The 25823-nt window shown below is 39.3% G+C and carries 31 protein-coding genes; 18 read left to right on the top strand and 13 right to left on the bottom strand.

The genetic code is table 11. From position 1 onward, the window contains the following. Positions 1 to 8: 8 nt before the first annotated feature. Entirely contained in the window at positions 9 to 677 is a 669-nt protein-coding gene (locus NAQ_RS01700; RefSeq protein WP_100181955.1) for a DnaJ domain-containing protein, read from the top strand. On the opposite strand, the gene NAQ_RS01695 is transcribed toward NAQ_RS01700, so the two are convergent. Next, the gene (locus NAQ_RS01695; RefSeq protein ID WP_100181954.1) at positions 674 to 1084 is read right to left on the bottom strand and encodes an HIT family protein; all 411 of its coding nucleotides are present in this window, start codon (positions 1082 to 1084) and stop codon (positions 674 to 676) included. The two genes, NAQ_RS01700 and NAQ_RS01695, sit on opposite strands and share 4 nt — an antisense overlap. 98 nt (positions 1085 to 1182) lie before the next feature. Here NAQ_RS01695 and NAQ_RS01690 point away from each other — a divergent pair, with 98 nt between their 5' ends. Then, entirely contained in the window at positions 1183 to 2322 is a 1140-nt protein-coding gene (locus tag NAQ_RS01690) for a 3-hydroxyacyl-CoA dehydrogenase family protein (RefSeq protein ID WP_100183388.1), read from the top strand. Here the strand turns inward: NAQ_RS01690 and NAQ_RS01685 are convergent. Further along, a complete protein-coding gene (locus NAQ_RS01685; RefSeq protein WP_100181953.1) occupies positions 2312 to 2821 on the bottom strand; it encodes a TIGR00725 family protein in 510 nt (169 codons plus the stop codon). The two genes, NAQ_RS01690 and NAQ_RS01685, sit on opposite strands and share 11 nt — an antisense overlap. A gap of 98 nt (positions 2822 to 2919) precedes the next feature. On the opposite strand from NAQ_RS01685, the gene NAQ_RS10380 reads away from it, so the two are divergent. Beyond that, a complete protein-coding gene (locus tag NAQ_RS10380) occupies positions 2920 to 3045 on the top strand; it encodes a hypothetical protein (RefSeq protein ID WP_256387160.1) in 126 nt (41 codons plus the stop codon). Between the two features lie 466 nt (positions 3046 to 3511). Beyond that, on the top strand, positions 3512 to 3706 hold the full coding sequence (locus NAQ_RS01675) for a C2H2-type zinc finger protein (protein ID WP_100181951.1): 195 nt from the start codon (positions 3512 to 3514) through the stop codon (positions 3704 to 3706). Here the strand turns inward: NAQ_RS01675 and NAQ_RS10455 are convergent. From NAQ_RS10455 to tuf, 3 genes are read right to left on the bottom strand one after another with little or no spacing between them, the layout of a single operon-like run. Further along, positions 3703 to 3870 (bottom strand): TFIIB-type zinc ribbon-containing protein, encoded by a 168-nt coding sequence (locus NAQ_RS10455; protein WP_420887503.1) that lies wholly within the window; start codon positions 3868 to 3870, stop codon positions 3703 to 3705. The two genes, NAQ_RS01675 and NAQ_RS10455, sit on opposite strands and share 4 nt — an antisense overlap. 49 nt (positions 3871 to 3919) lie before the next feature. Beyond that, positions 3920 to 4228 (bottom strand): 30S ribosomal protein S10, encoded by a 309-nt coding sequence (rpsJ, locus tag NAQ_RS01665; RefSeq protein WP_048187687.1) that lies wholly within the window; start codon positions 4226 to 4228, stop codon positions 3920 to 3922. Positions 4229 to 4242: 14 nt separating this feature from the next. Then, positions 4243 to 5541, bottom strand: coding sequence for a translation elongation factor EF-1 subunit alpha (gene tuf, locus NAQ_RS01660; protein WP_100181949.1), 1299 nt, complete (start codon positions 5539 to 5541; stop codon positions 4243 to 4245). Positions 5542 to 5695: 154 nt separating this feature from the next. Here tuf and NAQ_RS01655 point away from each other — a divergent pair, with 154 nt between their 5' ends. Genes NAQ_RS01655 through endA form a run of 6 tightly spaced genes read left to right on the top strand, consistent with a single transcriptional unit; the run spans position 5696 to position 10692 of the window. Then, the gene (locus NAQ_RS01655; protein ID WP_100181948.1) at positions 5696 to 6829 is read left to right on the top strand and encodes a fructose-1,6-bisphosphatase; all 1134 of its coding nucleotides are present in this window, start codon (positions 5696 to 5698) and stop codon (positions 6827 to 6829) included. A gap of 49 nt (positions 6830 to 6878) precedes the next feature. Continuing rightward, a complete protein-coding gene (locus NAQ_RS01650; RefSeq protein WP_100181947.1) occupies positions 6879 to 7268 on the top strand; it encodes a hypothetical protein in 390 nt (129 codons plus the stop codon). Between the two features lie 50 nt (positions 7269 to 7318). Further along, positions 7319 to 7606, top strand: coding sequence for a hypothetical protein (locus NAQ_RS01645; RefSeq protein WP_100181946.1), 288 nt, complete (start codon positions 7319 to 7321; stop codon positions 7604 to 7606). Positions 7607 to 7653: 47 nt separating this feature from the next. Beyond that, a complete protein-coding gene (locus NAQ_RS01640; protein WP_100181945.1) occupies positions 7654 to 9420 on the top strand; it encodes an ATP-dependent DNA ligase in 1767 nt (588 codons plus the stop codon). Between the two features lie 44 nt (positions 9421 to 9464). Next, on the top strand, positions 9465 to 10118 hold the full coding sequence (locus NAQ_RS01635) for a DUF47 domain-containing protein (RefSeq protein ID WP_100181944.1): 654 nt from the start codon (positions 9465 to 9467) through the stop codon (positions 10116 to 10118). Positions 10119 to 10158: 40 nt separating this feature from the next. Then, entirely contained in the window at positions 10159 to 10692 is a 534-nt protein-coding gene (gene endA, locus NAQ_RS01630) for a tRNA-intron lyase (protein ID WP_100181943.1), read from the top strand. Here endA and NAQ_RS01625 read toward each other — a convergent pair. Both NAQ_RS01625 and NAQ_RS01620 read right to left on the bottom strand, forming a co-directional pair. Then, positions 10689 to 11060 carry a hypothetical protein gene (locus NAQ_RS01625; RefSeq protein ID WP_100181942.1) on the bottom strand — a complete coding sequence of 124 codons (372 nt, stop codon included), beginning with the start codon at positions 11058 to 11060 and terminating at the stop codon, positions 10689 to 10691. The genes endA and NAQ_RS01625 overlap by 4 nt on opposite strands. 5 nt (positions 11061 to 11065) lie before the next feature. After that, entirely contained in the window at positions 11066 to 11302 is a 237-nt protein-coding gene (locus NAQ_RS01620) for a hypothetical protein (protein WP_100181941.1), read from the bottom strand. A gap of 82 nt (positions 11303 to 11384) precedes the next feature. Here NAQ_RS01620 and NAQ_RS01615 point away from each other — a divergent pair, with 82 nt between their 5' ends. The 7 genes from NAQ_RS01615 (at position 11385) to NAQ_RS01585 (ending at position 20308) form a co-directional block, all read left to right on the top strand. Then, entirely contained in the window at positions 11385 to 11720 is a 336-nt protein-coding gene (locus NAQ_RS01615) for a site-specific integrase (RefSeq protein ID WP_100181940.1), read from the top strand. Between the two features lie 380 nt (positions 11721 to 12100). Continuing rightward, complete coding sequence (locus tag NAQ_RS09990; protein ID WP_162858568.1) at positions 12101 to 12643, top strand: hypothetical protein; 543 nt, start codon at positions 12101 to 12103, stop codon at positions 12641 to 12643. Between the two features lie 60 nt (positions 12644 to 12703). Continuing rightward, the gene (locus NAQ_RS01605; RefSeq protein WP_100181938.1) at positions 12704 to 16384 is read left to right on the top strand and encodes an integrase repeat-containing protein; all 3681 of its coding nucleotides are present in this window, start codon (positions 12704 to 12706) and stop codon (positions 16382 to 16384) included. Between the two features lie 233 nt (positions 16385 to 16617). Further along, positions 16618 to 17103, top strand: a complete 486-nt coding sequence (locus NAQ_RS01600) for a hypothetical protein (RefSeq protein ID WP_162858567.1) — start codon at positions 16618 to 16620, stop codon at positions 17101 to 17103. Beyond that, a complete protein-coding gene (locus NAQ_RS01595; RefSeq protein WP_100181936.1) occupies positions 17078 to 17911 on the top strand; it encodes a hypothetical protein in 834 nt (277 codons plus the stop codon). The genes NAQ_RS01600 and NAQ_RS01595 overlap by 26 nt, the downstream gene beginning before the upstream one ends. Before the next feature lie 174 nt (positions 17912 to 18085). Beyond that, positions 18086 to 19861: an SDR family oxidoreductase gene (locus NAQ_RS01590; RefSeq protein WP_100181935.1), complete on the top strand. Its 1776-nt coding sequence runs from the start codon at positions 18086 to 18088 to the stop codon at positions 19859 to 19861. Next, positions 19862 to 20308: a hotdog family protein gene (locus NAQ_RS01585; RefSeq protein ID WP_100181934.1), complete on the top strand. Its 447-nt coding sequence runs from the start codon at positions 19862 to 19864 to the stop codon at positions 20306 to 20308. Between the two features lies 1 nt (position 20309). Here NAQ_RS01585 and NAQ_RS09985 read toward each other — a convergent pair whose 3' ends face one another. The 5 genes from NAQ_RS09985 to NAQ_RS01565 all read right to left on the bottom strand — a co-directional run bounded on the left by NAQ_RS09985 (position 20310) and on the right by NAQ_RS01565 (position 23399). After that, the gene (locus tag NAQ_RS09985) at positions 20310 to 20462 is read right to left on the bottom strand and encodes a hypothetical protein (RefSeq protein ID WP_162858566.1); all 153 of its coding nucleotides are present in this window, start codon (positions 20460 to 20462) and stop codon (positions 20310 to 20312) included. Positions 20463 to 20496: 34 nt separating this feature from the next. Beyond that, the gene (locus NAQ_RS01580; protein WP_100181933.1) at positions 20497 to 21249 is read right to left on the bottom strand and encodes a sulfite exporter TauE/SafE family protein; all 753 of its coding nucleotides are present in this window, start codon (positions 21247 to 21249) and stop codon (positions 20497 to 20499) included. Between the two features lie 37 nt (positions 21250 to 21286). Beyond that, a complete protein-coding gene (locus tag NAQ_RS01575) occupies positions 21287 to 22168 on the bottom strand; it encodes a sensor histidine kinase (RefSeq protein WP_162858565.1) in 882 nt (293 codons plus the stop codon). 66 nt (positions 22169 to 22234) lie between these two features. Further along, on the bottom strand, positions 22235 to 22864 hold the full coding sequence (locus NAQ_RS01570) for a hypothetical protein (protein ID WP_100181931.1): 630 nt from the start codon (positions 22862 to 22864) through the stop codon (positions 22235 to 22237). A 40-nt stretch (positions 22865 to 22904) separates the two neighbouring features. Then, positions 22905 to 23399, bottom strand: a complete 495-nt coding sequence (locus NAQ_RS01565) for a DUF192 domain-containing protein (RefSeq protein WP_100181930.1) — start codon at positions 23397 to 23399, stop codon at positions 22905 to 22907. Between the two features lie 153 nt (positions 23400 to 23552). Between NAQ_RS01565 and NAQ_RS01560 the strand changes: the two genes are divergently transcribed. After that, a complete protein-coding gene (locus NAQ_RS01560) occupies positions 23553 to 23939 on the top strand; it encodes an iron dependent repressor, metal binding and dimerization domain protein (protein ID WP_100183387.1) in 387 nt (128 codons plus the stop codon). Here NAQ_RS01560 and NAQ_RS01555 read toward each other — a convergent pair. Further along, the gene (locus NAQ_RS01555) at positions 23926 to 25752 is read right to left on the bottom strand and encodes a PINc/VapC family ATPase (RefSeq protein WP_100181929.1); all 1827 of its coding nucleotides are present in this window, start codon (positions 25750 to 25752) and stop codon (positions 23926 to 23928) included. The two genes, NAQ_RS01560 and NAQ_RS01555, sit on opposite strands and share 14 nt — an antisense overlap. Positions 25753 to 25823 lie beyond the last annotated feature (71 nt).

Genomic DNA, 25823 nt, shown 5'->3' with positions numbered 1-25823 from the left:
GAGATTTGTTGGATTCATCGCAGGCATATCTAATTTTGAATCTAAGGCCTAATGCGACACATAGTGAAGTCAAGCAGGCATACAGAAAGCTCGTTTTAGAATCACATCCAGACAGAAACGGCTCTGAACAAGATGGAAAAAAATTTAAGCTGATCACAGAGGCATACCATACTCTAAAAAACAACAGAGTGCATTCCTCAAAACTAAATCAAAAAAGAAACACAGGCCCCAGAACAAAGCAAGAAAAATCCACATCCAGATGGGGAGCACGTCATACAGATAAAACACCAGAAGAAGACTGGAGTAAATACACAAAACAAACAGAACAATCAGATCCACATTTTTGGCAGGAATACGTTACAGAATTTTGGAAAAACTACGAATCTGCAAAATCAGAACAAACCAAGAATCCATATGATTTTGAGATAACACAGGAAAAGAAACCCAATTTGTTTTCAAGTGTAGAGCACAGTCTGTGTATTGGATGTTGTAGTTGTGAAATAATAGCACCACAGGTCTTTCATATCGATAAACTATCAAAGATGAATCCTAAATCAAATGTAATAAATCAGACAGGTGCAAGTGTCGAAAAAATAATGGATGCCGCACAAACATGCCCTACAAAAGCAATCAAAGTAGAAAATATGGAGACGGGAAGGCGCCTATACCCCTACTAGCCAGTTTTTAGCTTCAATAAGATTTCATCAAGTTCTGCATCGGATAGTTTTGGTCTATTCTTGAACATTGAATGTACTGCTCCAGCACCATCAGATTGACTGCGTGGAATCAAATGTATGTGCACGTGTGGAATTTCTTGACCTGCATCTTTTCCATTATGAATTGAGATCAAAGAAGAGCCAGTTATTGAATCAATTTTTGGAATTAGATCATACATCAGAGAAAACAGATCAGAGTTATCCTCAGGAGTAATATCCTGCATTTTGGAATAGTGGTTTTTTGGAATAACTAGAGTGTGTCCTTTTGTCAATGGGAATGCATCCAAAAAAGCGATTGATTTTTTTGATTCAGATACAATTCTTGCCTTAATTGTACCATTGGCTATTTTGCAAAAAATACAATCCATGCAAACACAAAATGCTCAATCATTGATATATTTTACAATTATTTTGTAGGACATAAAACACGAAATACATTATAATGGACAAGAATTCACCACAAATATTGACAGTTAAAAATATCACAGTTCTTGGCTCCGGCATCATGGGGCACGGCATTGCCCAAGTCAGTGCAATGTCTGGTTATAATGTAGTACTGCGAGATATCGAGCAGCAGTTTTTGGACAAGGCAATGGAGAAAATCAAATGGAGTCTTGAAAAGCTAGTAAGTAAAGAAAAGATCTCAAAACAAGAATCAGACTCAATTCTGTCTAGAATCAAGACAGTAGTTGACCTCAAAGAGGCAGTAAAATCAGCAGACATGGTCATAGAGGCAGTTCCAGAAATAATGGAACTAAAAAAGAAAGTATATTCCGAGTTAGATCAAGTAGCAGACAAACGGATTATCTTTGCGTCAAACACCAGCACACTGCCGATTACTGAAATAGCAAATACAACCAGCAGGCCAGACAGATTTATCGGAATCCACTTTTTCAATCCACCACAATTAATGAAGCTAGTAGAAGTAATTCCAGGACAAAAAACAGATCAACAAATAGTCAACCTTACGGTAGATTATGTTAAATCAGTAAAAAAAGAGCCAGTTATTTGTAAAAAAGACGTTCCAGGATTCATAGTGAATCGCCTTTTCATACCCATGGTTCACGAAGCATGTTGGTTAAAACAAAGAGAAAACTATACCTTAGAAGAAATCGACTCTGCAGTCAAATTCACCATGGGGTTCCCGATGGGAATTTTTGAGCTTGCAGACTTTACTGGTATGGATGTAATCCACAAGGCAACAATAGAATTACAAATACGTGACAAAAAAGTCATCTTTCCACATCCGCATATTGAGAAGCTCTACAATGACAAAAAACTAGGTCAAAAAACAGGCGAGGGATTTTACAAATATTCCGATGAGAAATATGAGCGGGTCCAGCTTGATGAAGAATTGGCAAAAAAATGCAACCCAATATCACTTGTTGCAAACATACTAAACAATGCTGCATGGCTTGTCACAAACAAGGCAAGCGACATTACAGAAATTGAAAAGGCAGCTCAGCTGGGTCTTGGCCTCAAAAAACCGATTTTTGACACTGCAAAAGAATTTGGCATCAAAAATATCATATCCGAGTTAAACGGTTTGGCACAAAAATACGGTGCTTTTTACGAGCCAGATCCTCTGCTAACATCTATGCAGTAATTTGACTTAGGATATAGTCTACAGCTTCTTGTGGCGTCTCTACTCCTACAATTTTGACATTTTGTCTATGATCTAAATATTGATCTGCAAATTTTGTTGCGATTCCTCCAGACGATCTTAATGCCGCGATTGGTTTTTTGTGCATGTATGCAGCACAAGTTTCAGACAAGGTTCCAGAGCCACCGCCCACAATAATTACGCCGTCTGCCGATAACGCATTAAGAAAATCTCTAGATAACCCTAGTCCACTTGGAATGACAATATCACAGTATTCGTTTGCATATGAAGGATTGTCCTGCGGAATTATCCCAATGGTCAGCCCGCCAGCATCGTGTGCTCCATGCGAGGCTGCCTTCATCACACCTCCTAATCCACCAGTTATTAGAACAGAACCAGATTTTGCTACTTCAAATCCAACGGCATACGCAAGTTTTTCTAGCTCAGGAGTCGATCCACTCTCATTATTTCCTATGACTAGAATCTGCCGTTTTTTTGTCAATATAGAATCAGAATTACTGCAGGCAAATATTGTTTCATATCGTTTTCGATCATCGTTATGAACGCAAAGGATATAAAATTAGTAAGGCACTATTCATTATGGCGAAAAGAACTATGCCAGTTTGCTTGACTGCAGACCAATACAAAAAGCTAGAAGAGATTGCAAAACTCAATGGCATGGTGGATGCAGGACAAGCAGTAGAAAAGATCCTAAGAGAAATCTAAGGTTTTTACTATTCTTTTTATGATTACATTTTTTAAAAGATCCAGTTTATTGATACCTATTGGGCATTTTTGATAAAAAACCAGTGACATGCACCCTGTGTAACAAAGAGACCACGCACAAACACAAGGCAAAAAAGGAATGGAATGTGCAAAATCCTCTCTGCACTGATTGCTATATGAAAACAATGGAGCAGTACTACAACGGCACATTTAAGCAAAAATGCGTTAGTTGTGGAATTGTTCAAAAAATAACAGACTTGTGGGAGCCGCGTTGGCAGTGGGACATGGAAGGATTGTTGTGTAAAAAGTGCTTTGACTCTAAAGAAATTGATTTTAATCAGAAAAAAGAATTTTGTTCAGCCTGCGGTACACGACTTAGTTTCTTTAGATATAATCCAAAAAACGAATGGAAACTAGAGGGTCAATTATGCCGAAAATGCTGGGATGAGCAAAAGGAATCCCGTAGATGATATTTAGAAAAGGTAACCTCTGCGACAAATGCGATCAAAAATTTGCTTCACAAGAAGAATTAATGCAGCACAAGCAAATTGTGCACGGTAATGAGCTGCCTTACGACTGCAAAGCATGTAATGAGTCATTTACAAATATGCAAGATATGCGAACACACTTGCAGAAACATCACAGCTATAGAAAAGATTAGACTGCTTGCAGTGTTTTAACGATTGGGGGTCTTACTTTGGTAAATACCCTAAAACCACAAATACATTTTATTTCAGGGAGTCTTGTGAGTTCGGTATTTGTCACGTTTGTTCCGCACCGAAGGCATTTGTAAATAACATCAAACTTTTCAGTTGCTGGTGCCATTTCGACTGGTGCATCAATTGGAGTAGATTCTTCCGACATTTTTCTAATCCTACTTTAATGACAACTCGATATAAACATCGTCTGGAATTTTTAGTCTCATTAACTGTCGTATTGCTTTATCATCAGCGCTAAGATCAATTATTCTGCGGTGCATTCTCATTTCCCATTTTTCATAGGTTTCAGTTCCATTGCCACATGGTGATTTTCTCGTAACCACATTTAGTCGCTTTACGGGCAATGGTGTAGGACCTTTGACCCTGACTCCTGTTTTCTCTCCAATGCCCATAATCTCTGTGCAAACGCCGTCGAGTTTAGGAAGATTGGTGCTTGTCAGTTTTATGCGGGCGGATTGAGTCAAGACAAAAACCAGACTTATGGCTTGTATTCTTCAGTGATATCTTTGATAATACCAGCTGCAATTGTTGCGCCCATGTCTCGAAGTGCAAAGCGTCCCATTTCTGGAAAGTCTTTGAATGTCTCAACACATGTTGGGCGTACTGGTCGAATTTTTACAATTGCCGAATCTCCGACTTTGAGGAATTTTGGATTTTGTTCATCAACTGCACCTGTTGCAGGGTTAATTTTTGCTTCAAATTCTGTGATTGTTGCTGCAACTTGTGCGGTGTGTGCGTGCATTACTGGTGTGTAACCAGGTGCTACTGCTGTTGGGTGGTGAATTACAATAATTTGTGCTCTGAATTCTTTGGCTGCCTTTGGTGGATTGTCTGGGTGACCCATGACATCGCCTCTTTTGATGTCTTTCTTTTCAACACCTCGAAGGTTGAAGCCAATGTTGTCACCTGCCTCTGCTTTTTCTAGCTGAGTGTGGTGGGTCTCAATTGATTTGACTTCGCCGGTTGCGCCAGATGGCATTACAATGATTTTATCGTTTGGTTTGAATGAGCCAGTTTCTACTCTTCCTACCGGGACTGTACCTACACCAGTGATGGTATAGACGTCTTGGATTGGAACACGTAGTGGTTTTCCGATTGGCTTTTCTGGGTTTGTGAAATCATCGAACGCTTGCAATAGTGTCTTTCCAGTCCACCACGGCATGTTTTCTGATTTCTTTACCAGATTGTCTCCTTTCCATCCAGATACTGGAATGATTGGGACGTTTTCTAGTTTGTAACCTACAGATTTGATTAATTTTTCAGCCTTTTCCTTTGCAACTTTGTATGCTGCCTCGGAATAGTTGCTGTCATCCATCTTGTTAATTGCTACGATTAGTTGGTTTACACCTAGGGTTTTGAGCAAGAATGCGTGTTCTCTTGCTTGTCCACCTGGAGCAATAGCAGTATCTGTTTCACCTTCTTTTGCTGAAAGGACTAGAACTGCAGCATCTGCTTCAGATGCTCCGGTAATCATGTTTTTGATAAAGTCTCTGTGACCTGGTGCGTCAATCAGAGTGAAAAAGTACTTTGGTGTTTCAAACTTCTGGAAAGCCAGATCGATTGTGATACCTCTTTCTCTTTCGTCTTTAATGTTATCCATAACCCACGCGTACTTGAAAGTATCTCCTTTTCCGGTCTTTTCAGACTCTGCTGCGTGTGATGCAATGGTTCTTTCGTCTACAAGACCCATATCCATTAAGAAGTGTCCCATTGTGGTCGATTTGCCGTTATCAATGTGACCTGTTACGATCAAGTTCAAGTGTGGTTTTGTTGCCATGTGTTTGTACCTCTTCTGAGGGGTTTATTACCGTTACGATTTTTTCAAGACTTTTTGTTGTTTTTTGGATTTTTTTGATCAGTTGGGTTTTGTAAAAAAAATTGACAAAACAATACTCACATACTATAAATCAAAGTAATCAAAGTCTGAAATTGTGAAAGTTACAGTTTCTGCAATCAAAGCTGATGTTGGCGGAATTGGCGGTCACACAAGACCAAGCGATGGATTGCTGGATGCTGTAAGAAAGACAATCAAAAATGCCGGCAATTTGTTGCTAGATCACTACATAGGATATTCAGGCGACGACGTGCATATTATCATGTCCCATACCAAGGGCACAGATAATGCTGAAATTCACGGATTAGCATGGAAGGCATTTGAAGAAGGCACAAGGGTTGCAAAGTCCGAAGGATTGTACGGTGCAGGCCAAGATCTTCTAAAGGATTCATTTTCAGGAAACGTAAAAGGTATGGGGCCGGGAGTTGCAGAATTAGAATTTGAGGAAAGGCCAAATGAGGCATTTACTGTTTTAGCGGCAGACAAGACAGAGCCAGGCGCATTCAATTATCCATTTTACAGGTTATTTGTGGATGCACTATCAAACACAGGATTAATTGTAAACAAATCACTTGCTGCAGGAGTAAAATTCAACATAATGGATGTGGAAGAGGGAAAAATTGCAGAGTTAGAGCTTTGGCAAGACAAACCAGTCTTGGAGGCAGCGCTAATGTATCCCGGCAGATATGTGATTTCTTCAGTATACACAAAATCTGGCGAGCCAATCGCATCATTATCAACTGACAGGTTACACAACATTGCAGGAACATATGTAGGAAAAGATGACCCGATCGCCATAGTGCGAACACAAAAGAACTTTCCTGCAACAGAAGAGCTAGGAAGTGTTTTCAACAACCCACACTATGTAGCTGGCAATACAAGGGGCAGTCACCACATGCCATTGATGCCAGTTAAGATAAACACTGCAGCATCAATTGACTTTTGCATACCCATCATAGAAGCGCTAGTGTTCTCAATGCATAACGGCAAATTCACAGGGCCGTTTGATGGATTTTCGACTCCAGATTGGGACTATGTGAGAAACATTGCGACACAAAAAGCACTTGCAATGAGAAGTCAGGGATTCATCCACCCAGCAACACTGGTTCCAGCAGAACTAGAATATGCTGAAGGATACAAAGCTGTAATCGAAGGTTTGCATAAGAAGATGAAGCCCATGGGATCCACTGCCAAGTCAGCAGGTAACAAAAACTACGAAGACCCAGACTAGGCCAAATAAACATCAATAAGGTTAAGTGCTATTACGAGGCTAACTAACTATGCCAAACTCAACTAGGGAACTACTTTTCTTTGGAATTGGGATCGTAACTAACATTTTCATTTCTGTCTTTGGTCAAATAATACCAAACGCCGTAGGGGGATTTTTCCGAGAGGTCGCCAGTGCCTTCATACTGGCATCAGTCCTGATTTTTGCATTTACGTGGTTCATGAAGGCAAGGCCTCACAGCAGACCAAAAAAATACAACGTGATCGTATTTGATATTAACAGTCAACAGATCCAATTAGAAGGAATCAGGACTGAATTTAGAAACCACGATGTGGCATGGTCATTTATGAAGCAGTACAAGTCAAACTATCCAATGTTTAACTTTGCAATGGTGGCTGACTCTAAGGATACTGACAAGAAAACAATTTTCAGATACATCTAAAATTATTTGAGCACTAGTTCTAAATAGCAAAAATAAGTCAATTTATCAAGTTGCCACTAGACGTAATCGAAGAAAAACACCTAAACGACATTATCAGCTACGCTCTGGACTATCCAAGTATGGTTCTAGCCCATGTCAAATCCCCAGCCCAAACAGGATCATTGGTAGACGTAGCATATGGCCTGTACGTCGGATACATCAGTGGGGTATTTTTTGATGGATTTTTGGAGAGAAACAAGAGGTTTCTAAATGAGGATGAGATTTCACACTTTAACAGAATCATCGGTGAGAACAACAAAACAATTGCACTGAAAATAAAAGCAAACCTTCACTTGTAGAATAGTCAAACGGCTGGCTTTTATCTGAGAGTGCAAAACTCTATCCAATGCGGTTTTCAGAGATTGCAGATACTTTTGAAAAAATGAGTGCCACCACAAAGAGATTGGAGCTTACTCAGTATTTGGTAGAATTGTTCCAAAAAACACCGCAGGAGACAATCTCAAAAATGGTATATCTAATTCAAGGCAAGCTGCGCCCAGACTTTGAAGGGGTTGAACTTGGCTTGGCAGAAAAACTTGCAATTCATGCCCTTGCAAAATCATCTGGGATTCCAATAAAAAAGATAAACTCTGTCTATGCGGAAGATGGAGACCTAGGTAGTGCCGCAGCAAAAATTCTAGAACAAAAAACCCAGACCACGTTCTTGGCACAAGACATTACAGCGGAACGAGTATACGAAACACTATACAAAATAGCCAAACTGGAAGGACCGCGCTCGCAAGACATGAAAATGAAATATGTTTCTAGTCTGCTAAATGATGCAACTCCTCAGGAAGCAAAATTCATACTAAAAATAGCAATGGGCACACTGCGCCTAGGAATTGCAGACAATACAGTAATGGACGCACTTGCAATATCATTTACTGGCTCTAAGGAAAACAGAGAGAAATTAGAAGCAGCATATAACGTATCATCTGATTTGGGAAGGGTTGCTGAAACCATTGCACGCAAAGGACTGGACGGGTTGAAGGATTTTCATGTCAAAGTTTTCAGCCCCATACGACCAATGCTTGCGGAACGAGTCAAATCAGAATCTGAAGCAGTTGAAAAACTTGGAACAGGATTTGCTGCAGAATACAAGCTTGACGGTGAACGTGTTCAGATTCACTATAAAGACAATACCATGATATTGTACTCCAGAAGATTGGAAAACATCACCAGTTATTATCCAGACATTTTGGAAAATGTCCCAAAGGCACTAAAAACAACTGACGTCATACTAGAGGCAGAGGCAGTCGCAATAAATCTAGATTCTGGAGAATTTCTCCCATTTCAGGAATTAATGCATCGGCGAAGAAAATACGACATAGACAGGATCGTGGAAAAATATCCAATCACAGTAAACCTATTTGATGTGTTGTATCTTAATGGTCAAGACCTGTTAAATGAGCCATACAGGACAAGACGAAAAAAGCTTGAGGGAATAACAGCCGAAGACGACTATACCAAGATAGTCACACAGACCACAGTTCACACTGAAAATGAAATTGAGGATTTTTTGGAAAATGGGATTAATGCAGGGTGTGAAGGGTTGATGCTCAAGGCGCTTGATGCCCCATACAGAGCAGGGGCACGGGGAAGCAATTGGCTCAAATTAAAACGCGAATACAGAAACGAGCTTGGAGACAGTTTGGATCTAGTCGTAATTGGGGCATTTTTTGGAAAAGGCCGTAGGACTGGAAAATATGGGACACTTCTTTTGGCCTCATACAATGCAGATAGAGATGTTTTTGAGAGCATTTGTAAGGTAGGAACAGGATTTACAGATGAAAACTTGGACCAATTCTATCAGATACTACAAGACAAAGTCACACTCAGGAAAAACCCAAGGATAGAAAGCGGAATGGAACCTGACGTATGGTTTGAGCCAGAACTGGTAATTGAGATAGTGGCATCAGAAATAACGCTCAGTCCAGTACACATGACTGCAAAGGATTCAATCAGATCCGGAAGCGGACTTGCCTTGAGATTTCCAAAGTTCACAGGCAAAATTCGCATGGAAAAAGCTGCAGAAGACGCGTCCACGGATCAGGAAGTAATCACATTATACAAAAATCAGAAAAAGGTAACCCAAAATGTATCCGAAGTCTAAAATTTGCAAGCTTAATTAATACCACCTAAAATTAACCAAGAAGGATGTATAGTGGAGAACTAGAGGTCCAAGCAAAACGAAAAGCAATCGCAGTTTTGCAAGACGAAATCAACAGAATATTAAATGCCGCAAGAGAACTAGCAACTCTTCCAGCATTGATCATGAAAAAAGACAAGGCAGGAATCAAGACAGTAAACGAACAAATTTCCAGCATTGAAGAAGAGGTAGAAAACCTTCGACGCAAAATTACACGAGAAGTGGCTGATGTTGGTGGGTTGATAATGAATAGAGAAAATCTCCTCAACACGGCATACACCATGGATGAGATTGCAGGCTACATCACTGGAATTGCGTTCAATTTATCAAACATAAAACCAGCTACACTAAAGAGTGCAAAAATAGATGAAGACATCTCCGATCTGATCGAATTACTTGTTGACGAAGTCTACAAACTAAACGAAATTGTGAGGGGTCTTAATACAAACACTGCGAACGCAATCGAGCTTGCCCAAGAAACCCAAAAAATAGAACGTGAAATAGACAAAAAATACAGACAGACAATAATCAAAGCACTCGATGAGATTTCAAACACAAAAGAGCTGTTGCTGGTCAAAGACGTGATTCAGGGAATCGAGGAAATGTCAGACAAATGTCAGCAGGTATCGGACTCTTTCATTCTGCTCGCGTTGAGTCTATAATCCAACTTTTTATACCCAAACACAATCATTTTTTGTAACAATGCATGGCGAGCTTGTAGAAAATAGAATTGTTGTCTGGGATGTAAAAAAATCAAAAGAACTTTTCTCAGAATCATATTATGGCAAGCCAATAGGCATGGCAAAGCCAAAGCCGGAGGAAATCGACGTCCCATTAATTCTGGATTTGATAGAAGGTTTCTATCTTCAAGAAAAAGATCAGTTGGTAATTCACAAATCAAAGAAAAAAATAACAAAGCCGCAATTATTGGAGATCTGCAGAAAAGAATACCATAATTTTGACAGGAAATATCAAGTTTACAAAGATTTTAGGGACAAAAACTACATCGTAAATCCGGGGATAAAATTTGGTTGCGATTTCGCAGTGTACCAGAGAGGCCCCGGAATTGATCATGCACCATACTTGGTTCAGGTACACAACAAGACAGACGCAGTAACATCAACTGGAGTTGTGTTGGCTGGAAGACTTGCAACCAGTGTAAAAAAACACTTTATCTTGGCAATACCGGGCGCTGATAAAGTGAATTATTTGGCACTTGATTGGTGGCGTGCCTAGATTTTCTTTACGTGTTCTGCAATTTTGTTGTAAATTGCATACATGTCTTTTGTGATTTTGAACTCGTGAGAGTTCTTCCACTTGCTGTAAATTCTAACTCCGTTGTTTGACGGATCGACGTAGATGCTAGCATCCTTGATGGATTGTTGTGCAATTAGTTCATTTAGTGCAGAGTCTTTGTTTAGTTCTTCAGCAAGCAAACCACCATTCCAGCTCACAGATTCGACTTTTTTGCCATTAAAATGACCAGATGTTTTCAGGATTGTTCTTGCCACATACTTGGATGGATTTGGTGTCTCTATTTTGACGATAAAGTGAGCCTGAAATCTGTCTTGAGCGCCCCAATGAGAAACTAGTGGATCTTGCATTTTTCTTAACCTTTTTGGATTATTTGGATAACGTCGATATTAGAATTTTTTAGTTCAACAACGCCGCGATTTGTGACCATTCTTGTTGTCTGTGAAAATACCCTGCTAGAATAATCGCCTTGCTCTACAGAATCTGTTCCTTGCTCTTTGGCAGAAGATTCAACACCAATAGTCTTTAGCATGTGTGATACTTTTTCTGGCCATGTCTCATAGGTGAATGTGTCAGATTCTGTATCATGCATGTTTTTGGTGTTTTGGTACCCACAAATAAAGATTAAACTGTCTAGGATCCACCCTTAAACTGTAGTAATGGTATCAAAAACCATGCCTGAATCAAGAGCCCTGAGGATCTTTTATGACACAATCGGCTCTCAAGCTACCAAAAAACAGTACGATTACCAGCTTAAACTCTTCCAAAAACACTACAAGTTAAGAACAATCGAGTCCATCTTATCGATCGAGCCCAAGAAGCTACAAACCATGATTGAAGATTATGTCTACGAGATCAAGCAGAAAGGACTAAGCAAAAGCTACGTAAACATGGCAGTTTGTGCCATTCAGGGATTTACCTCCATGAATGACGTTATCCTGAATTTCCCCAAGATAAAGCGATTATATCGAAACCCTCTGAGCAAACTGAATTTCAAGCTTCAAAACTAGACAAGTATCACGCAAGGGTTACAATTCAAAGTTTTGTAGAACAGCAACAGCTTAGTACAAACTGGCTAACTATGGAATATGATGGCTGGAGATTTCCTGCAACAGATGAACCACATTGTGATTGTGGAATATGGAAACAGAAAGGCTGTCTTAATGCGATGAATCATAAAAAACGTGGTTATGGTGATACAATATTTGTTAAACAGTTCAAAAGCTCCTGCTATCGTCCAATTTGTAAAATCTGTTATTATCAATGGATTATCAGGCAGTCTAATCGTTCTACAAGAAGAGTTGAAAAGTATGCTAGACTGTCAAAAAGGAAACCATTTCATTTGGTACTGAGTGTAGCCCGATCTGATTATAGTCTGCCGTATAAGAAATTGAAGAAAAAACAGACCATGATTGCAAAAGAGTTGGGTGTTTATGGAGCAGCTGTCATATTCCACCCATTTAGGTTAAAGAAACCTGAGCGTAAGCAATACTATTACTCACCTCATTTTCATCTTGTCTGCTTTGGTGAAATTCAGGGAAGAATCGGTATTGTAGCAAAAAAACATGGGTGGTTTATAAAATACAAAGGAACTCGAGACTCGATATTTCAGACGTTTTGTTATTTGTTATCGCATTGTGGTATCAAGAAGAGGTTTAGGAGTTTGGTGTGGACTGGGTCTTTATCATATGGCAAACTAAAATTGGAAAAAGAGCCCGAAACTAATCTCTGTCCTTGTTGCCAAGTCAAGCTAGTTGAAATTCACAAAGAGGAATATGATCCAGTGGTTCCGCCTGACGAATATTTTGAAGGATTTGTAGATCCGGGAGGATGGTATCAAGTGTTTACTGAGAACGAGATTGAGATACAGTACGATTATGCGTCAACTAGAGATTTGAATGTAATTCTAAAAGGTATTGCAACCGCTAATTAACAAATAATTGTTGCTTATTGTAAAGGATCTGTTTTATACTAAATTACGATCTAGAAAATATTGTGTGCGAAAAAGACGTACCGTAGTTTTGATGATGCTAGAAGATTTGTTCGAACATTAAAGCTTGGATCAGCAAGAGAATGGATCAAGTACGCACAATCAGGGAAAAAACCAAGGGATATTCCAACTAGTCCAAATGAAGTCTATCGTAATGAATGGAAGGGTTTTGAGGACTGGTTAGGATACACAGCAAAAAGAAACTCAGCACAGGAATTTTTACCATTTAATGAAGCAAGAAAGTATGTCTCGAGTTTAAACTTAAACACTGAAGCTGAATGGAGAAAATATTATAATTCAGGTAAAAAACCAGCAAACATACCAGTCTCTCCCAACACGGTATATAGACGCAATTGGCAAGGCTGGAAACATTGGTTAGGAGTAACAAAAAAAGGCGGTAAGGGTAAATTTCTTAGTTTTGAAGATGCTAGGAAATATGTTCACACTCTCAAATTATCTGGTTCTCTATCTTGGCACTCTTTTTGTGATTCTGGTAAAAGACCTGCACATATCCCTCGCCATCCAAATAAAGTTTACAAGGACACTTGGAATGGCTGGTCGGATTGGACTAATTTTTATCCTCAACGAAATAAATTTGGAAAACTTCGATCATATGAGGAAGCAAAACAATTCATTCATAGTTTAGGTTTAAAAAATAACATTGAGTGGAAAGAATGGAAAAAATCTGGTAAAAAACCACCAGACATACCATCTACTCCTGAGTTAGTCTATGGAAGTGAGTGGAAAGGTCTTGGCGATTGGCTAGGTACAAACGCAATAGCACCAAGCAAAAGAAAATATCGTTCATTCAAGGATGCGAGGGAATTCGCAAGAAAACTCGGACTAAAAAATGGAAGAGAATGGAAAGAATGGTCAAAATCCGGAGCCAGACCAATCGATATCCCAGGAAATCCAAATAACACTTACAGAAAAGAATGGCGGGGTTTTGGCGATTGGCTCGGTACTTTCACAGTAGCACATCAGAATAGAAAATTCTTACCGTTCGATGATGCTAGAAAGTTCGTGAGATCCCTTAATCTCAAAAATGCTACTGAATGGTACAACTATTCACGCACAAAACGACCTTCAAACATCCCCGGAAATCCTCAGGCGACCTACCGAGATCAATGGATCAGCTATACAGATTGGCTCGGGAAAGACGACGATGGTCGCTGGTCTGTTGATAAAATAAAATCCCTTTTGAAAGGATTGATTGAAAGCGGCATAATTTACCAATGGGATGAAGCTGTACTCTATTCATTTCTCAATCGAAAGGGATTATTGAATCTCGGAGAAGGTAACAGACATAATCAATTTTTTAAAGATATGCTTAAAGCTATCAAAACAAAAGCTGGCAGGGAGGCTATAGAAGATTATGTAAATTCAGATTATGAGTTACCTCCAGATTTTTCACAGATAATAGAAATCAATTCACCCATGGCTGATACCAATGAAGAAATTTCTGCTGCAAATATTGAAGAATTGGCGGATCTAATTGATGATTCAGACCCTCTTGAATACAAACCAGTTGAATCCGTAGAAAACATCTTCAAACACACAAGTTTTCTCGAATCAATTAACGTGGATGAAGAAGCTATGAAATTCTATGTCAATTATTCACTTGCCCAGCTCTGGAAAAACGCCTTCAGGAATGAAATGGAAACTGTCAACAAGATAAAAAATGAGGGTACAAACGGGAACAAATTTCATGATGAAGTAGTTCAAACCTTCCTGACCGATTACAATGGAATGAAAAATTTGCAAATTCCAGAAGAATATTCGTTTCCAAAGTCACCTCTTTTAATGCAATTATACGTTGCATACAAGATGACTCGAGAAAATTCATTTGGGAATTTTTCTGGAACTGGCTCTGGGAAGACTCTGTCTGCAGTACTGTCAAGCCGTGTATTAGACAGCAGACTCACTGTCATAGTGTGCCCTAATAATGTGGTAGAACACTGGAAAGATCAAACACTAGAAATCTTTCCTAATTCAGAGATAATATCTGGGAAAGACTCGTTTTTTGTAAAATATGATGAGACAAAATACAAATACGCAATTCTCAACTATGATAAATTCAATCAGCCCTATTCACCAAATCTCATTTCTAACTTGGCACAACAGAAAGTGGATTTTGTAGTACTTGATGAGATTCATTTCTCAAAGATTCGAGACGCTAATGTAAGTGCAAGGAGACAGAATTTGGATGGTTTGATGACCGAATTACGAAAAAGAAATCCAAACTTGAAGGTTCTTGGAATATCTGCAACTCCAGTAGTAAATAATCTTCAAGAAGGGAGATCGCTCTTAGAACTCATCACAGGTAAAGTCTTTGATGATGTTGCAACCAGACCGACTATTCCAAATGCTGTAACTCTGTACGAAAAGTTATCCAATGTTTCAATTAGAGAATTACCTGAATATCCAATACAATTAGATACAAAAACTGTTGATGTCGAAGTTCCACGACCATCAAATATTACAATACAGCAGCTGAAAAGTAACCCGTTATCAATAGAACAAATTCTGACAGATTCCAGAATACCTGAAATTGTCAAGTTAATCGAAGGTCAAACGATAATCTATACTGAATATGTTGAAAAAATAATAGAAAAAATATCACTAGCGGTACGTGATGCAGGCTATTCATTTGCTCGTCATACTGGCTCTGATCATAGCGGTCTCAAGCAATTTCTTGCTAGAAAAGTACAAGTGTTGATTGCATCAAGACCAATCTCTACGGGAATAGACGGATTACAGGAGATCTGTAATCGATTAATCTTGAACACATTACCTTGGACTAACGCACAATATCAACAGATACTTGGAAGATTGGTTAGACGTGGTCAAATAAAAGATGTCGTTCATGTGTACATCATTAAAGCTAGCATAGCTGGTTATCCGTATGATCAGCTCAAGCTTGACAGAATAAAATTCAAGAAAACACTTGCTGACTGTGCTGTAGACGGCAGACTTCCTGAAAAGAATCTAATCTCACCAGAACAGGCTACAACAGAAGCTGTTAGATGGCTTGAACGACTGGAAAGGGGCGAAATATCTACTGTAAGGAGACCTGATCTTAACGTGGAACTTTCTACGGTTCAAGTAGAGCAACGTATCAAAAAGTATGGAGATTTTGAGAAGTTTAATCAAAGGATCAACACTGAAAATTCTGAAACAACCCATGCTAGATTCTTAAAAAATCCTGAAGAGTGGTTGGAATATCATAGACAATATCGTGAGGCGAGAAAAACTTGGAGCATCATTCCATACGAACATTGGATAAAACGACTCAATGAGCTATCACCAAGACTCGAGATTGGTGACTTTGGATGTGGAGAGGCAATGATCATGGAATCAGTAGGAGACAGGGTCCACAGTTTTGATCATGTTGCTATTAGCGAAAGAATTACTTCTTGTGATCTACAATCAGTTCCATTACACGACGGGAGCTTGGATGTCATAGTGTTTTCTCTTTCTCTAATGAGTAGAAATTGGCAAGACTACATTAAAGAAGCAAGAAGATGCCTAGCTACCAATGGCTTTCTTTTCATTTCAGAAACATCACATGCAGTTAATGGTAGATTGAAAGAAATACGTCAATTCCTACAGCAGGAAGGTTTTGAGATCTACGAAGATTACGAAAATGGAACATTTACTTTCATAGAGGCACGTAAAGTATGAACATGCGATTCAATGTTGTGCGTTTTGAACACTCAAAGGGATTAGTGTTGCTTAATCTTAAAATAGTCTAATGAAAGCCCAAATAATAGTTGGTAATTTTGTTTAATATCAGGTGTGAATATTGATGGTGTGCCTTATCTATTTGAAAAACAATATAATAGCAGGAAAAAGGTAGTAGATCCCCAATGACGAATCCCCACTTATTTCAAGAGATTGAAGATTCACTAAATAGTATGGAAAACACGGGTAAAGTAGATCTTTCTATCCTAAATCTCTTCAAGAAGCTACGTGAAACAATAAACCAAATCCAAGCCAAATGGTTAGAAAATCCAAATAATGATAGCTTTTACTTTTATCAAGCTGCACGAAACGTAGAATTAATTTTAGATAGAGTGGAAGATAGATTCAAAAATTCACAAATAATGAAAGACAATCCAAAAATTGCAGAAGACTCATTAATTCTATTTCCAACTATTAAAAATATTCTTGATATTGCAGAATCAAGTACAATAAGCCGATCTTCTATAGATAACATGTTAAGAAAAATCATTGACCTCAGAAACAAAGCTGTAAGTACTAATCTAATTGAAAAACCAGAAGCCAATAAGGAATTAATAAATACCGATACATGGAAGACCAACTTCACAGAGTTAATGAAAACCTTAGATATACCAGAAGATCAAGAAATAATCGTTGCAGAATCCGAAGGTAGCAATTGACACTAATGTTATTGTTGCAGCTAGTATAATTGCAAACGTCAGGGAACAAAATATTCCGATAAAACATCAATATTATGATCAGTCAAGACGGCTGTTCAGTGTTTTTAGAAAAAGACAACAGGACAAATTAGGCATTATCGTACCCAGAGTTAAATCAGAAGCATTTTTGGTATTATCAAGAGCAGTAAAAGATGTTTTTATCGGCAATAATAAAATGAATATTTCGCTACGTAGAATATTTTTTGAAAAAGCGGTTGCAATCATAAATTCATGCGACTACAAAATGAGAGCATTATTGGCAAGCGTAATCCATGTAAGACTACCAGAACATGAAGTTCAAAGAAATCTCAAAAAGGTCGATAGCATGGCCAAGTACATCAAGCATACACTTTATCCACAATATAATCAAAAATACAAAAGATTACAACAAACAAAGGATCGAGCAAAACCTACCGACACGGCACCAAACTGGAAAGATGAACAGAAAGATGAAGCATTTTATGCACATTATTCTCAGGTCGAATTGGAATTCAAACAAATTGAACGTTTTATGAGAAAATATCCAAATGCACCTGATCAACGAGTACTGGCAGAAGTAATTACTGCCAAAGATAATTTTTGCAAACAGCAGAATTATTCATTTTTGTTAGCATCATGTGACTCAGGGTTTTTCTCACCATACGTGTGGAGAGGGGCAGAATCTGATCTAGTGACAAAAGAGATTCAAACACGTTTCAACATAGTCTGCCACTATCCTGATCGCATATACACGTTGATAGGTGGACACCATACTGAAAATCCAAATTAGATATACAAATTAGTACGTGAGTGAATTTTTGATTTCAACAAGTCAGATTATGAATAAAATTACAAGTTATCAACATATACAAAATCTCTAGTTTAAGGGTGAAAAATCCCCCTTTTAGTAAAGATTTGATATCGAATTGATCCACATAAATAATACAAGTCAAATGTCAGATCCATGTTAAAATTTCAAAATAAAGTCGTTCTAGTCACCGGTAGCGGTACGGGTATTGGTCAGACAGTTGCAAAATTGTTTGCCGAAAACGGTGCAAGCATCATAATTTTAGGCAGAAGAAAAGAACCCCTAGAAGATACAAAAAAGATCTTAGACGAGATAATTAATCGTGTAAAAAGCAATGCCAAAGTTTGGCTGTTCCCAGGAGTAGACGTCAGTGACGAAGCAGGCGTCTCACAAATGTACGACAGCCTGCAGAAATCAGGAACGTTTGTAGATGTCGTAGTAAATAATGCGGGCGTTTCAGGACCAGTCACGTGTTTTGCAAATTCACCACTAGACGAATTCAAAAGTGCAGTCGGAATACACCTGACTGGCACATTTTGGACGTCAGTTCAGGCACTCAAGGTGATGAAGCCGGGTGCAAAGATTGTAACAATTTCGACATTCTTTACAGAAGAAAAACCATATGAACAAAGACCATATCGTTTCCGTAGTCCCTACACTGCAGCACAGGGAGCAAAGAACAGACTTTCCGAGGCAATGTCGTGGGAGCTAGTCGAAAAAGGAATAGTATCGATTGCAACAAACCCGGGGCCGGTTCACTCCGACAGAATTTACAAAACAGTATATCCAAAGGCTGCAGCCGAATTTTTACGAGTTAGTGGGTTTGAGGATCTGACCCCATCTGAAGTAGAAATTGCAAACAAGGACATTGTCGGCTTACTTGGAGAAGATGAAAAGACAACTAGTGAGGGAATCACAAAGGCCGCCGAAGCAGTTGTCAAAGTAAAAGGCGGAGACGTGCAAAAAATTGCAGATACCCTAAGAAAGCTTCTTGCTAAAATTCAAGAGATTGCAGAAAAAGTTCAAAAGAACACATCGTTTATGATTGCAGACAAGCAATTTCTATCACAGACGCAGGTAGCGCAGACAGTGCTCACACTTGCAGACGATGACATTGGAAAAATTCTAAACGGCAAAGTAATCCCAGGAGACAGAGTCTTTTATCCAGTAAAACCACATATTGCAACCACTACACCACATGCACAACCAAGCTTTGCATCAGAAGTAGTAGTGTTTGCAATAGACGCAACAGACAAGCAAGACTCTGAGAGGGCGGAATTTTTGGCACAGCATATAGAGAAAAATGGTGGAAAGGCAGTATGCTTTATCTCAAATTCTGCGCCAAAAGAACTGCAAGACTCGATTAGCTCAAAATTCCATAGTCACGTGATTGATTTCACAAACCAAGCCGAGGTACAGAGATGGCTAAACACTGCAAAAACAGTAGGAAAACTATCCACTCTAGTATACATGACAGGCAAAGTCCCATCAAACCTCAAAATCACCGAATTATCAAGAAATAGCTGGGACGGTCTGGTTGACAAGTTCATAAACACGCCAGCAACAGTAATCCAAACGGCCCTTGAAACATTTGTTCCCGGGGGCAAAAAAGACCCAAGGTTGTACAAGGGTGCAAAAGCAACAGTCATGGTAATAGGCCCAGACCTACCAGCAGGACCAAAGGTTTCTGGCGCAGACAGAGCACGAGTAGAAGTATTCAGAGGAGCACTAAGACCATTTGCAACCACGGTAAACCAAGAGTTAAGCGACGTGCTCAAATCCAACATCAGATCATTTTTGGTCTTGCCTGGAAGCATCGATGGAAAAGACGGAGACAATTCAAAAATTGCAAATGCATTGAATTACTTTGTCACCGATCCTGCACGAAGATCATCAGAAGTAATATTCTGTGTTGACGAGACAAGAGACTAGATGAAAAAATTTTCCGATCTCAAAGTAGGAGACGAGTATTTTTCCACATGCACGTTTTCCAAAAAAGAACTTGAATCATACTTGGCGTTTGCCAGAATAAAAAATACAATATTTGATGACGATGAATACAGCAGTATTGTTTCAGGCCGTGCAATAATCGCAAGGATGGAGGGCGAATTCACCAGGCTAAGCCAGATCTATGGAAACATGATTTTGTTATACGGAATGGATGGCGACCCAGGCTGGGAAAACAGAAATGCCAGATTCCTAAAACCACTGTACATAGACGAAATTCTCAAAATTAAATATACAATATCAGACAAAAAAGACCAAGACGATGAATTCGGCATCATAGTAGTTGATTTTGAAGGTAAAAAGGAGAACGGCGACATAGTTGTAATAGCAAAGAAAAACCTGTACAGAATTAAAAAAGAGCCGCCAAGATAATTCATTCTGGAACGGAAACTGTCTCTAGTTTGCCATCCTTGATTTTGATGTGTAAAAATCGGTTTCCCTGAAATACCAAGGTGATGCCGCCGTCTTTGTCTGGATCTTGAACTGAGATCAGCTCTTGCATTCTGATTCCATCAAATTTTACCATATCAAATAATCAAGACACCTGATTATATCCTTAATCAAATACCAAGTGCGTCCAAGAAAAGCTTGATCGCTGCAGCCAAAATGACTAATATTATTAGAATCCTAATCTTGTTTTCTTTTATTTCAAGAGATAGTCTTGCACCGACTAGACCTCCTGCAAATGCACCTATTGACAATAAAACAGAATATTCAAAATTAGCATGACCTAGCAAAGCATGAGTTATCATTCCGGCAGCTGATGAAAACAACAAAATTAATTGCGATGTGGCAGTAGCGTTTTTGACTGCAATTCCAAGTCCAATTATCATTAATGGGACAAAGATAATTCCACCCCCAATCCCAAAAAAGCTTGACAAAATTCCTGCAAAAAAGCTAGCTCCAGAAGACACTGTCAACATTTTTGCAGAAATATTACCTTGTTGGGATCCTAAATTTCTCTTAACAAACAGATAGTAACACGATGCAACAAGAACCACACCAAACAATATCTTGAAGACATCTGATGTTACCTGCCCAGACAAAATTGCGCCAAGGATTGTTCCTGGAATAGAAAACAATCCTAAACGGAGTCCACTTTTGTAGTCAATTCGTTTTTGCTTTGCGTATGAAGCTGTGGATGCTACGGAATTGCTGAATGCTGCAAACAGACTACTGCTGGACGCAACAGTATGAGGAATACCAAGAATTGTCAACACTGGGACGACTACAATTCCACCCCCAAGACCAACAATAGATCCAATCACACCCGCCACAAAGCCAAGTGGGATTAGCCACAGATTTTCAAACATTTTTGCTATAGGATTGAATTAGTTTTTGAATCTTGTCCTAGTTGGATTTTTTTGGCAGAACAACTAGAAATGTAGTCGGCTTGTTAGAGACACTTATTGTTCCTTGATGCTGCTGTATGATCATTTTTACTGCAGGCAGTCCAAGTCCTGTTCCACGCGATTTTGTGGTAAAGAGAGGCTCGAAGATCTTTTCAAGTACCGAATCAGGTATGCCTGGGCCGGAATCTTGAACCGTAAACGTTACTTCGGTGTCGGTCTCTCCAAATTGTATCGTAATATTGCCGTAATTATCCATTGCCTGAATTGCATTGACAATCAGATTTGTAAATACTGCCTTTATTTTTTCGGCATCACAGAACAATGAAACATCTTTTGTTGGTTTTTGTATTGTGATTTGATCCGGAATGACAATTTCAGATAGGGATTCTTCCAATATATCTGACAGAAAATTTGATGTGGAATCAAGAGGCGAGCTTCTAACAAAATTAAGAACATCATCAAGCTGAAAAACCAACCTGGATGAAGCATTTTCTATCGAAATGAACAGTCGATACAAATCAGACGGAATCTGCTCAGCATGTTTTAGCTTGACTAGCTCAATAGAGTTTTTGATTATTGTTAGAGGATTTCGCATGTCGTGAGCCAATCGGGCAGACATTTCTCCTATTGCAGATAATCGCTCTGCCTTGAATAGTTCTGTCTGGAAGTGACTCAGTTCGCTGATTTTCTTAGTCATTTCTTCTAAGAGCCAGTCACGCTGTTCTTTGATTGCGTCAAACTGGGATAGTTTTCTCTCATATGCTATAATCATGCGGTTTTGGGATGAGGTTTTTTGGATCAGATCTTGCCTCTCTTTTTCCAGTTTTGTAATTTTTGATAATAATGGATCCGAAATTCTAGGCTCTACTACAGACTCCAATTCCCCCAAACCAAACTCACTGACATTGATGAAATAATAACGTACTGTCTGTTCAAAACGGACAAACTAGGAGTATATAAAAAACTGCCAAAGATAACCCGCTTCATTCGTAGTTATCTCTAGTTGTATGGATTTGCCATCAAGAAAAACAGGATTTGATTTGCTGTGCGGCTTGACGTTTCCTTGGTGGAATTGGTACAGGCCATCCACCCACTGGCCAATACTGTCAAGGCCGCCAGGCTTTTGTTGTGCCCAACAATCACAGACGACGTTATCCGATACTATTGCAAAGACAGACTTGACTGAATCAAGTTGTGATGTAGAGTTGTCGGTTTGAATTAACGCCAGTACGATTTTTGGCTCATCCTTGGTGCCAACCATGTGAATGTTTCCAAGAAAGACATCATTTTGATCCTTTAATTCAGTCGAAGTGCAATATTGAACCAGTTGTTGCTTTTCTTCAGATGTGAAAAACGAGCAATATTTTTCGACATCGTCCGGTTCAGAGAGTTTGATTGGAGATGACATTTTGATTTGGTGTTCTACTAGCTTTTGTTTTAATAATAAATTGACTTCAACATATTTGGATTCGGTTTTTTCCAGTACGGGTTCTGTCGCAGGAGTTTGCAAGAATACAATTAAACCAATTACCACTGCAATTGCTCCAGCAGATGCAATTGTGATTATTTTTTTCATCGTTTTTTGATAAAATTGAACAACTACAGATAAGCCTTTGCTAGACCGAGATTATTTCCAACTTGGAGTTTTCTGTTATGCCAAACTTGTCTACAAATCCAGCAGTCACTTCAAGCACGTATTTTGCTTCTTCACCGTTTCCATTTGTAAATGTGCAAGTCATTGTTTCAAGTGCGGATTTGCAAGGCTGAGTGTCCTTTTCTATATGGACTACATTTCCTTGTGCATCAATCCACATGACATCTAGTGAAAATTGCATGTTTAGCATCCACATTGAGCGAATTCCCTGGTCTTCAAAGATAAAGAGCATTCCTTGGTCATAGGGTAATTTTTCTTGGAACATCAGGCCCCGCGTTTGAAGCGGTTTTGTGTCTGCAATTTGGACTTGGAGTGTGACATCATCGATTTTGATTATGCCTCGCGGGAATTCAGTCTGCTCTAGCTTGACGTCTTTGGGTATCGACAGCATTCCCACAACGCCAATTATTACGGCAGCTATTCCAATTGGTATTAGGACCTGAGCGCGGCTTGCCACGAAATTACAAAATCAAATGGTCGTTAAAAACCAATTATCCAATTTGATTATAAGAGCCGCAACATACCACAAAGCAATTTGAAGAAAAAAGGCGAGATACGATTAGAATCAATCAAGGTTGCCCACAAGTCCACAAAATCAGATCTTTCCAGAATGGAGGACTATTTGGAGGTAATATCAGAGCTTGTCGAGCTGAAGGGATACGCCACAACGCTTGATGTTTCTCGCTACATGAATGTCAGTGCGCCAAGCGTCACCAAGATGCTGCAAAGATTAGATGAGAACGGCTATCTCAAATACGAAAAATATCATGGAATAAACCTAACCGCGAAGGGAAACAGTGTTGCAGACGCAATACGACAAAAACATGGAATCCTACTAGAGTTTTTTGAAATACTTGGAATAGAGCACGAGACTGCAAATCAGGACGCCGAGGGAATAGAGCATCACCTAAATCCAAAAACCATAAAGCAGCTACGAAAGTTCATCGCGTATTTGAAGTCAAATCAGAAAATCCTTGAAGGATTCAAGAATCTTTAATCATAATATCAATATCGTTTTTTGAAAAAGCCGATCGTGATAATGCCTTTCCCGCATCGGAACGCTTGGATAGTTTGATTTTTCCGTGTCTAGCAACTCTTGCCGTTGTCACATATTGGTCTTTGACGTATAGTTCTGCAAGCTGTCCGCTGTAACGCTTGTTTACCTCAAAGAGCAAAGTGTTTTTTGATTCGGAAAAATCAAACGATATTCCATGTCCGGAACCCTCTGAGAACGGTTCTTGTGAGTCTTTTTCCTGCACATCGATGTGAACATGCAGTATCTTTTCCATCTCATTAATGGTAGTGCCGCCCTTTCCTATCAGTGACGGAATTGCGTCTTTTTTTACTTTGATTCTAACATTGTTGTCCGATAGGACCTCGATTTGCGGATTTGGATCAAATCGTCGTATTGTTTCTTTGATTTTTTCTGTAGCTAGCTTGTAAACGCCAGACTTGGTTTCTGTGCCTTCCGTTACCGGAACAATTACGTTTTCTTCTCCAAAAGTATAGATTTCATATTCTAGTGTGCCGGTCTCAAAGTCTGCAATCTCTATTACAGGCCTTGCCAAGTCTTGTTCAACCATTCCTGATGGCACCTTGACTTTTAATTCCAAATCATAGACTTTGGCAATGCTTCCGTCTTTTACAAACACTACAGTGTCAATTACGCTTGGGATCATCCCGAGCTCTATTTTGCCAATAAACCTCTGTATTCCATCAAGAGGCATGTTTGCATGAACCACGCCGACCATTCCCACCCCTGCAAGCCTCAAGTCGGCAAACACCCTAAAGTCATCCCTTTGTCGCACTTCATCAAATATTGTGTAATCCGGCCTGACTAGCAACAAAATATCTGCTGAATTCTCAAAGCTTCCCTCCAGCTTGGTGTATTGAGTTACATTTTTGTCGACTTGGAGGTCTCGCGGTGACTCGAATGTTTTTACCACATTTCCCTTTGCGGCATAAAAGTTTGCAATGCTTGATGCCAGGGTGCTTTTGCCAGATCCTGGAGGCCCAGAAATGATTATTCCTTCCGCCTGGTCTGAAAGCCTATCCATTAGTTTTTCAGACAAGCCATACTGGTCCAGTGCCATTTTTGTGGTGGGATGTACTATGGTGATTTCGTGTGATTCCGAGAACGGCGGTCTAGTTATTGCTATTCGATAGTCTGCATACTGTATGACTAGGGCGCCGGATTTGGATATTTCTATTGTTCCGGCGTTTGATATTTTGCTTGCTTCCAGAATTTGCGTGGTGATCAATTCCAAGTATTGCTCATCGAGTATTTTTTCTTCTATTTTGACTAGATCAAATGCGCCTGGCCTTCCCTTTTTGGCAAAAGGGGGGTTGTTTTCCTTTAGGTGAACGCTCATTGTCGTGTTGTCAAAGAATCGCAAAAACTCAAGGCTTGAGGTTATTTTTTCCGGCCTTTGATAGAATACTGAAATTCCCTCTGCTTCTGCAGTCAAGCCCTGCACATAATCCGCCGTGTACAGTGTTGCAGATTGTTGTTTTGCTACGTCCTTTATGATTGCGTCAATTCGTCCATGTTTTGCAAGACGTATGTCATCAAGGCCTGGTCGTTGGCCTACAAACTGGATTGGGATGTTGTTTTGTTGGCACAGTTTTTGGATTTTTTTTATTTCCTCCAAGCCTACAAAGCCTTGCTCTTTTCCCTGTGAGGCTTGCGCCTGCAGCTCATCCAGTGCAGCCATGGGAATTATCAGATCGTCACGTATTGACTTTGACTCTAGTTGTTTTGTTATATAGCCATTAATTATTACGCTGGTGTCTGCAACTATTTTTGGCACAAGTCCACAAGACACTCTGGCACTATTAACCATAACTACAAACTAAACTTTTCATACCAGATAGAAATCAA

It is taken from the genome of Candidatus Nitrosotenuis aquarius (assembly GCF_002787055.1).
Taxonomy (GTDB): Archaea; Thermoproteota; Nitrososphaeria; order Nitrososphaerales; family Nitrosopumilaceae; genus Nitrosotenuis; species Nitrosotenuis aquarius.
Note: the sequence above shows the minus strand (reverse complement) of the source record. Positions and strands in the feature narration are given on the sequence as shown.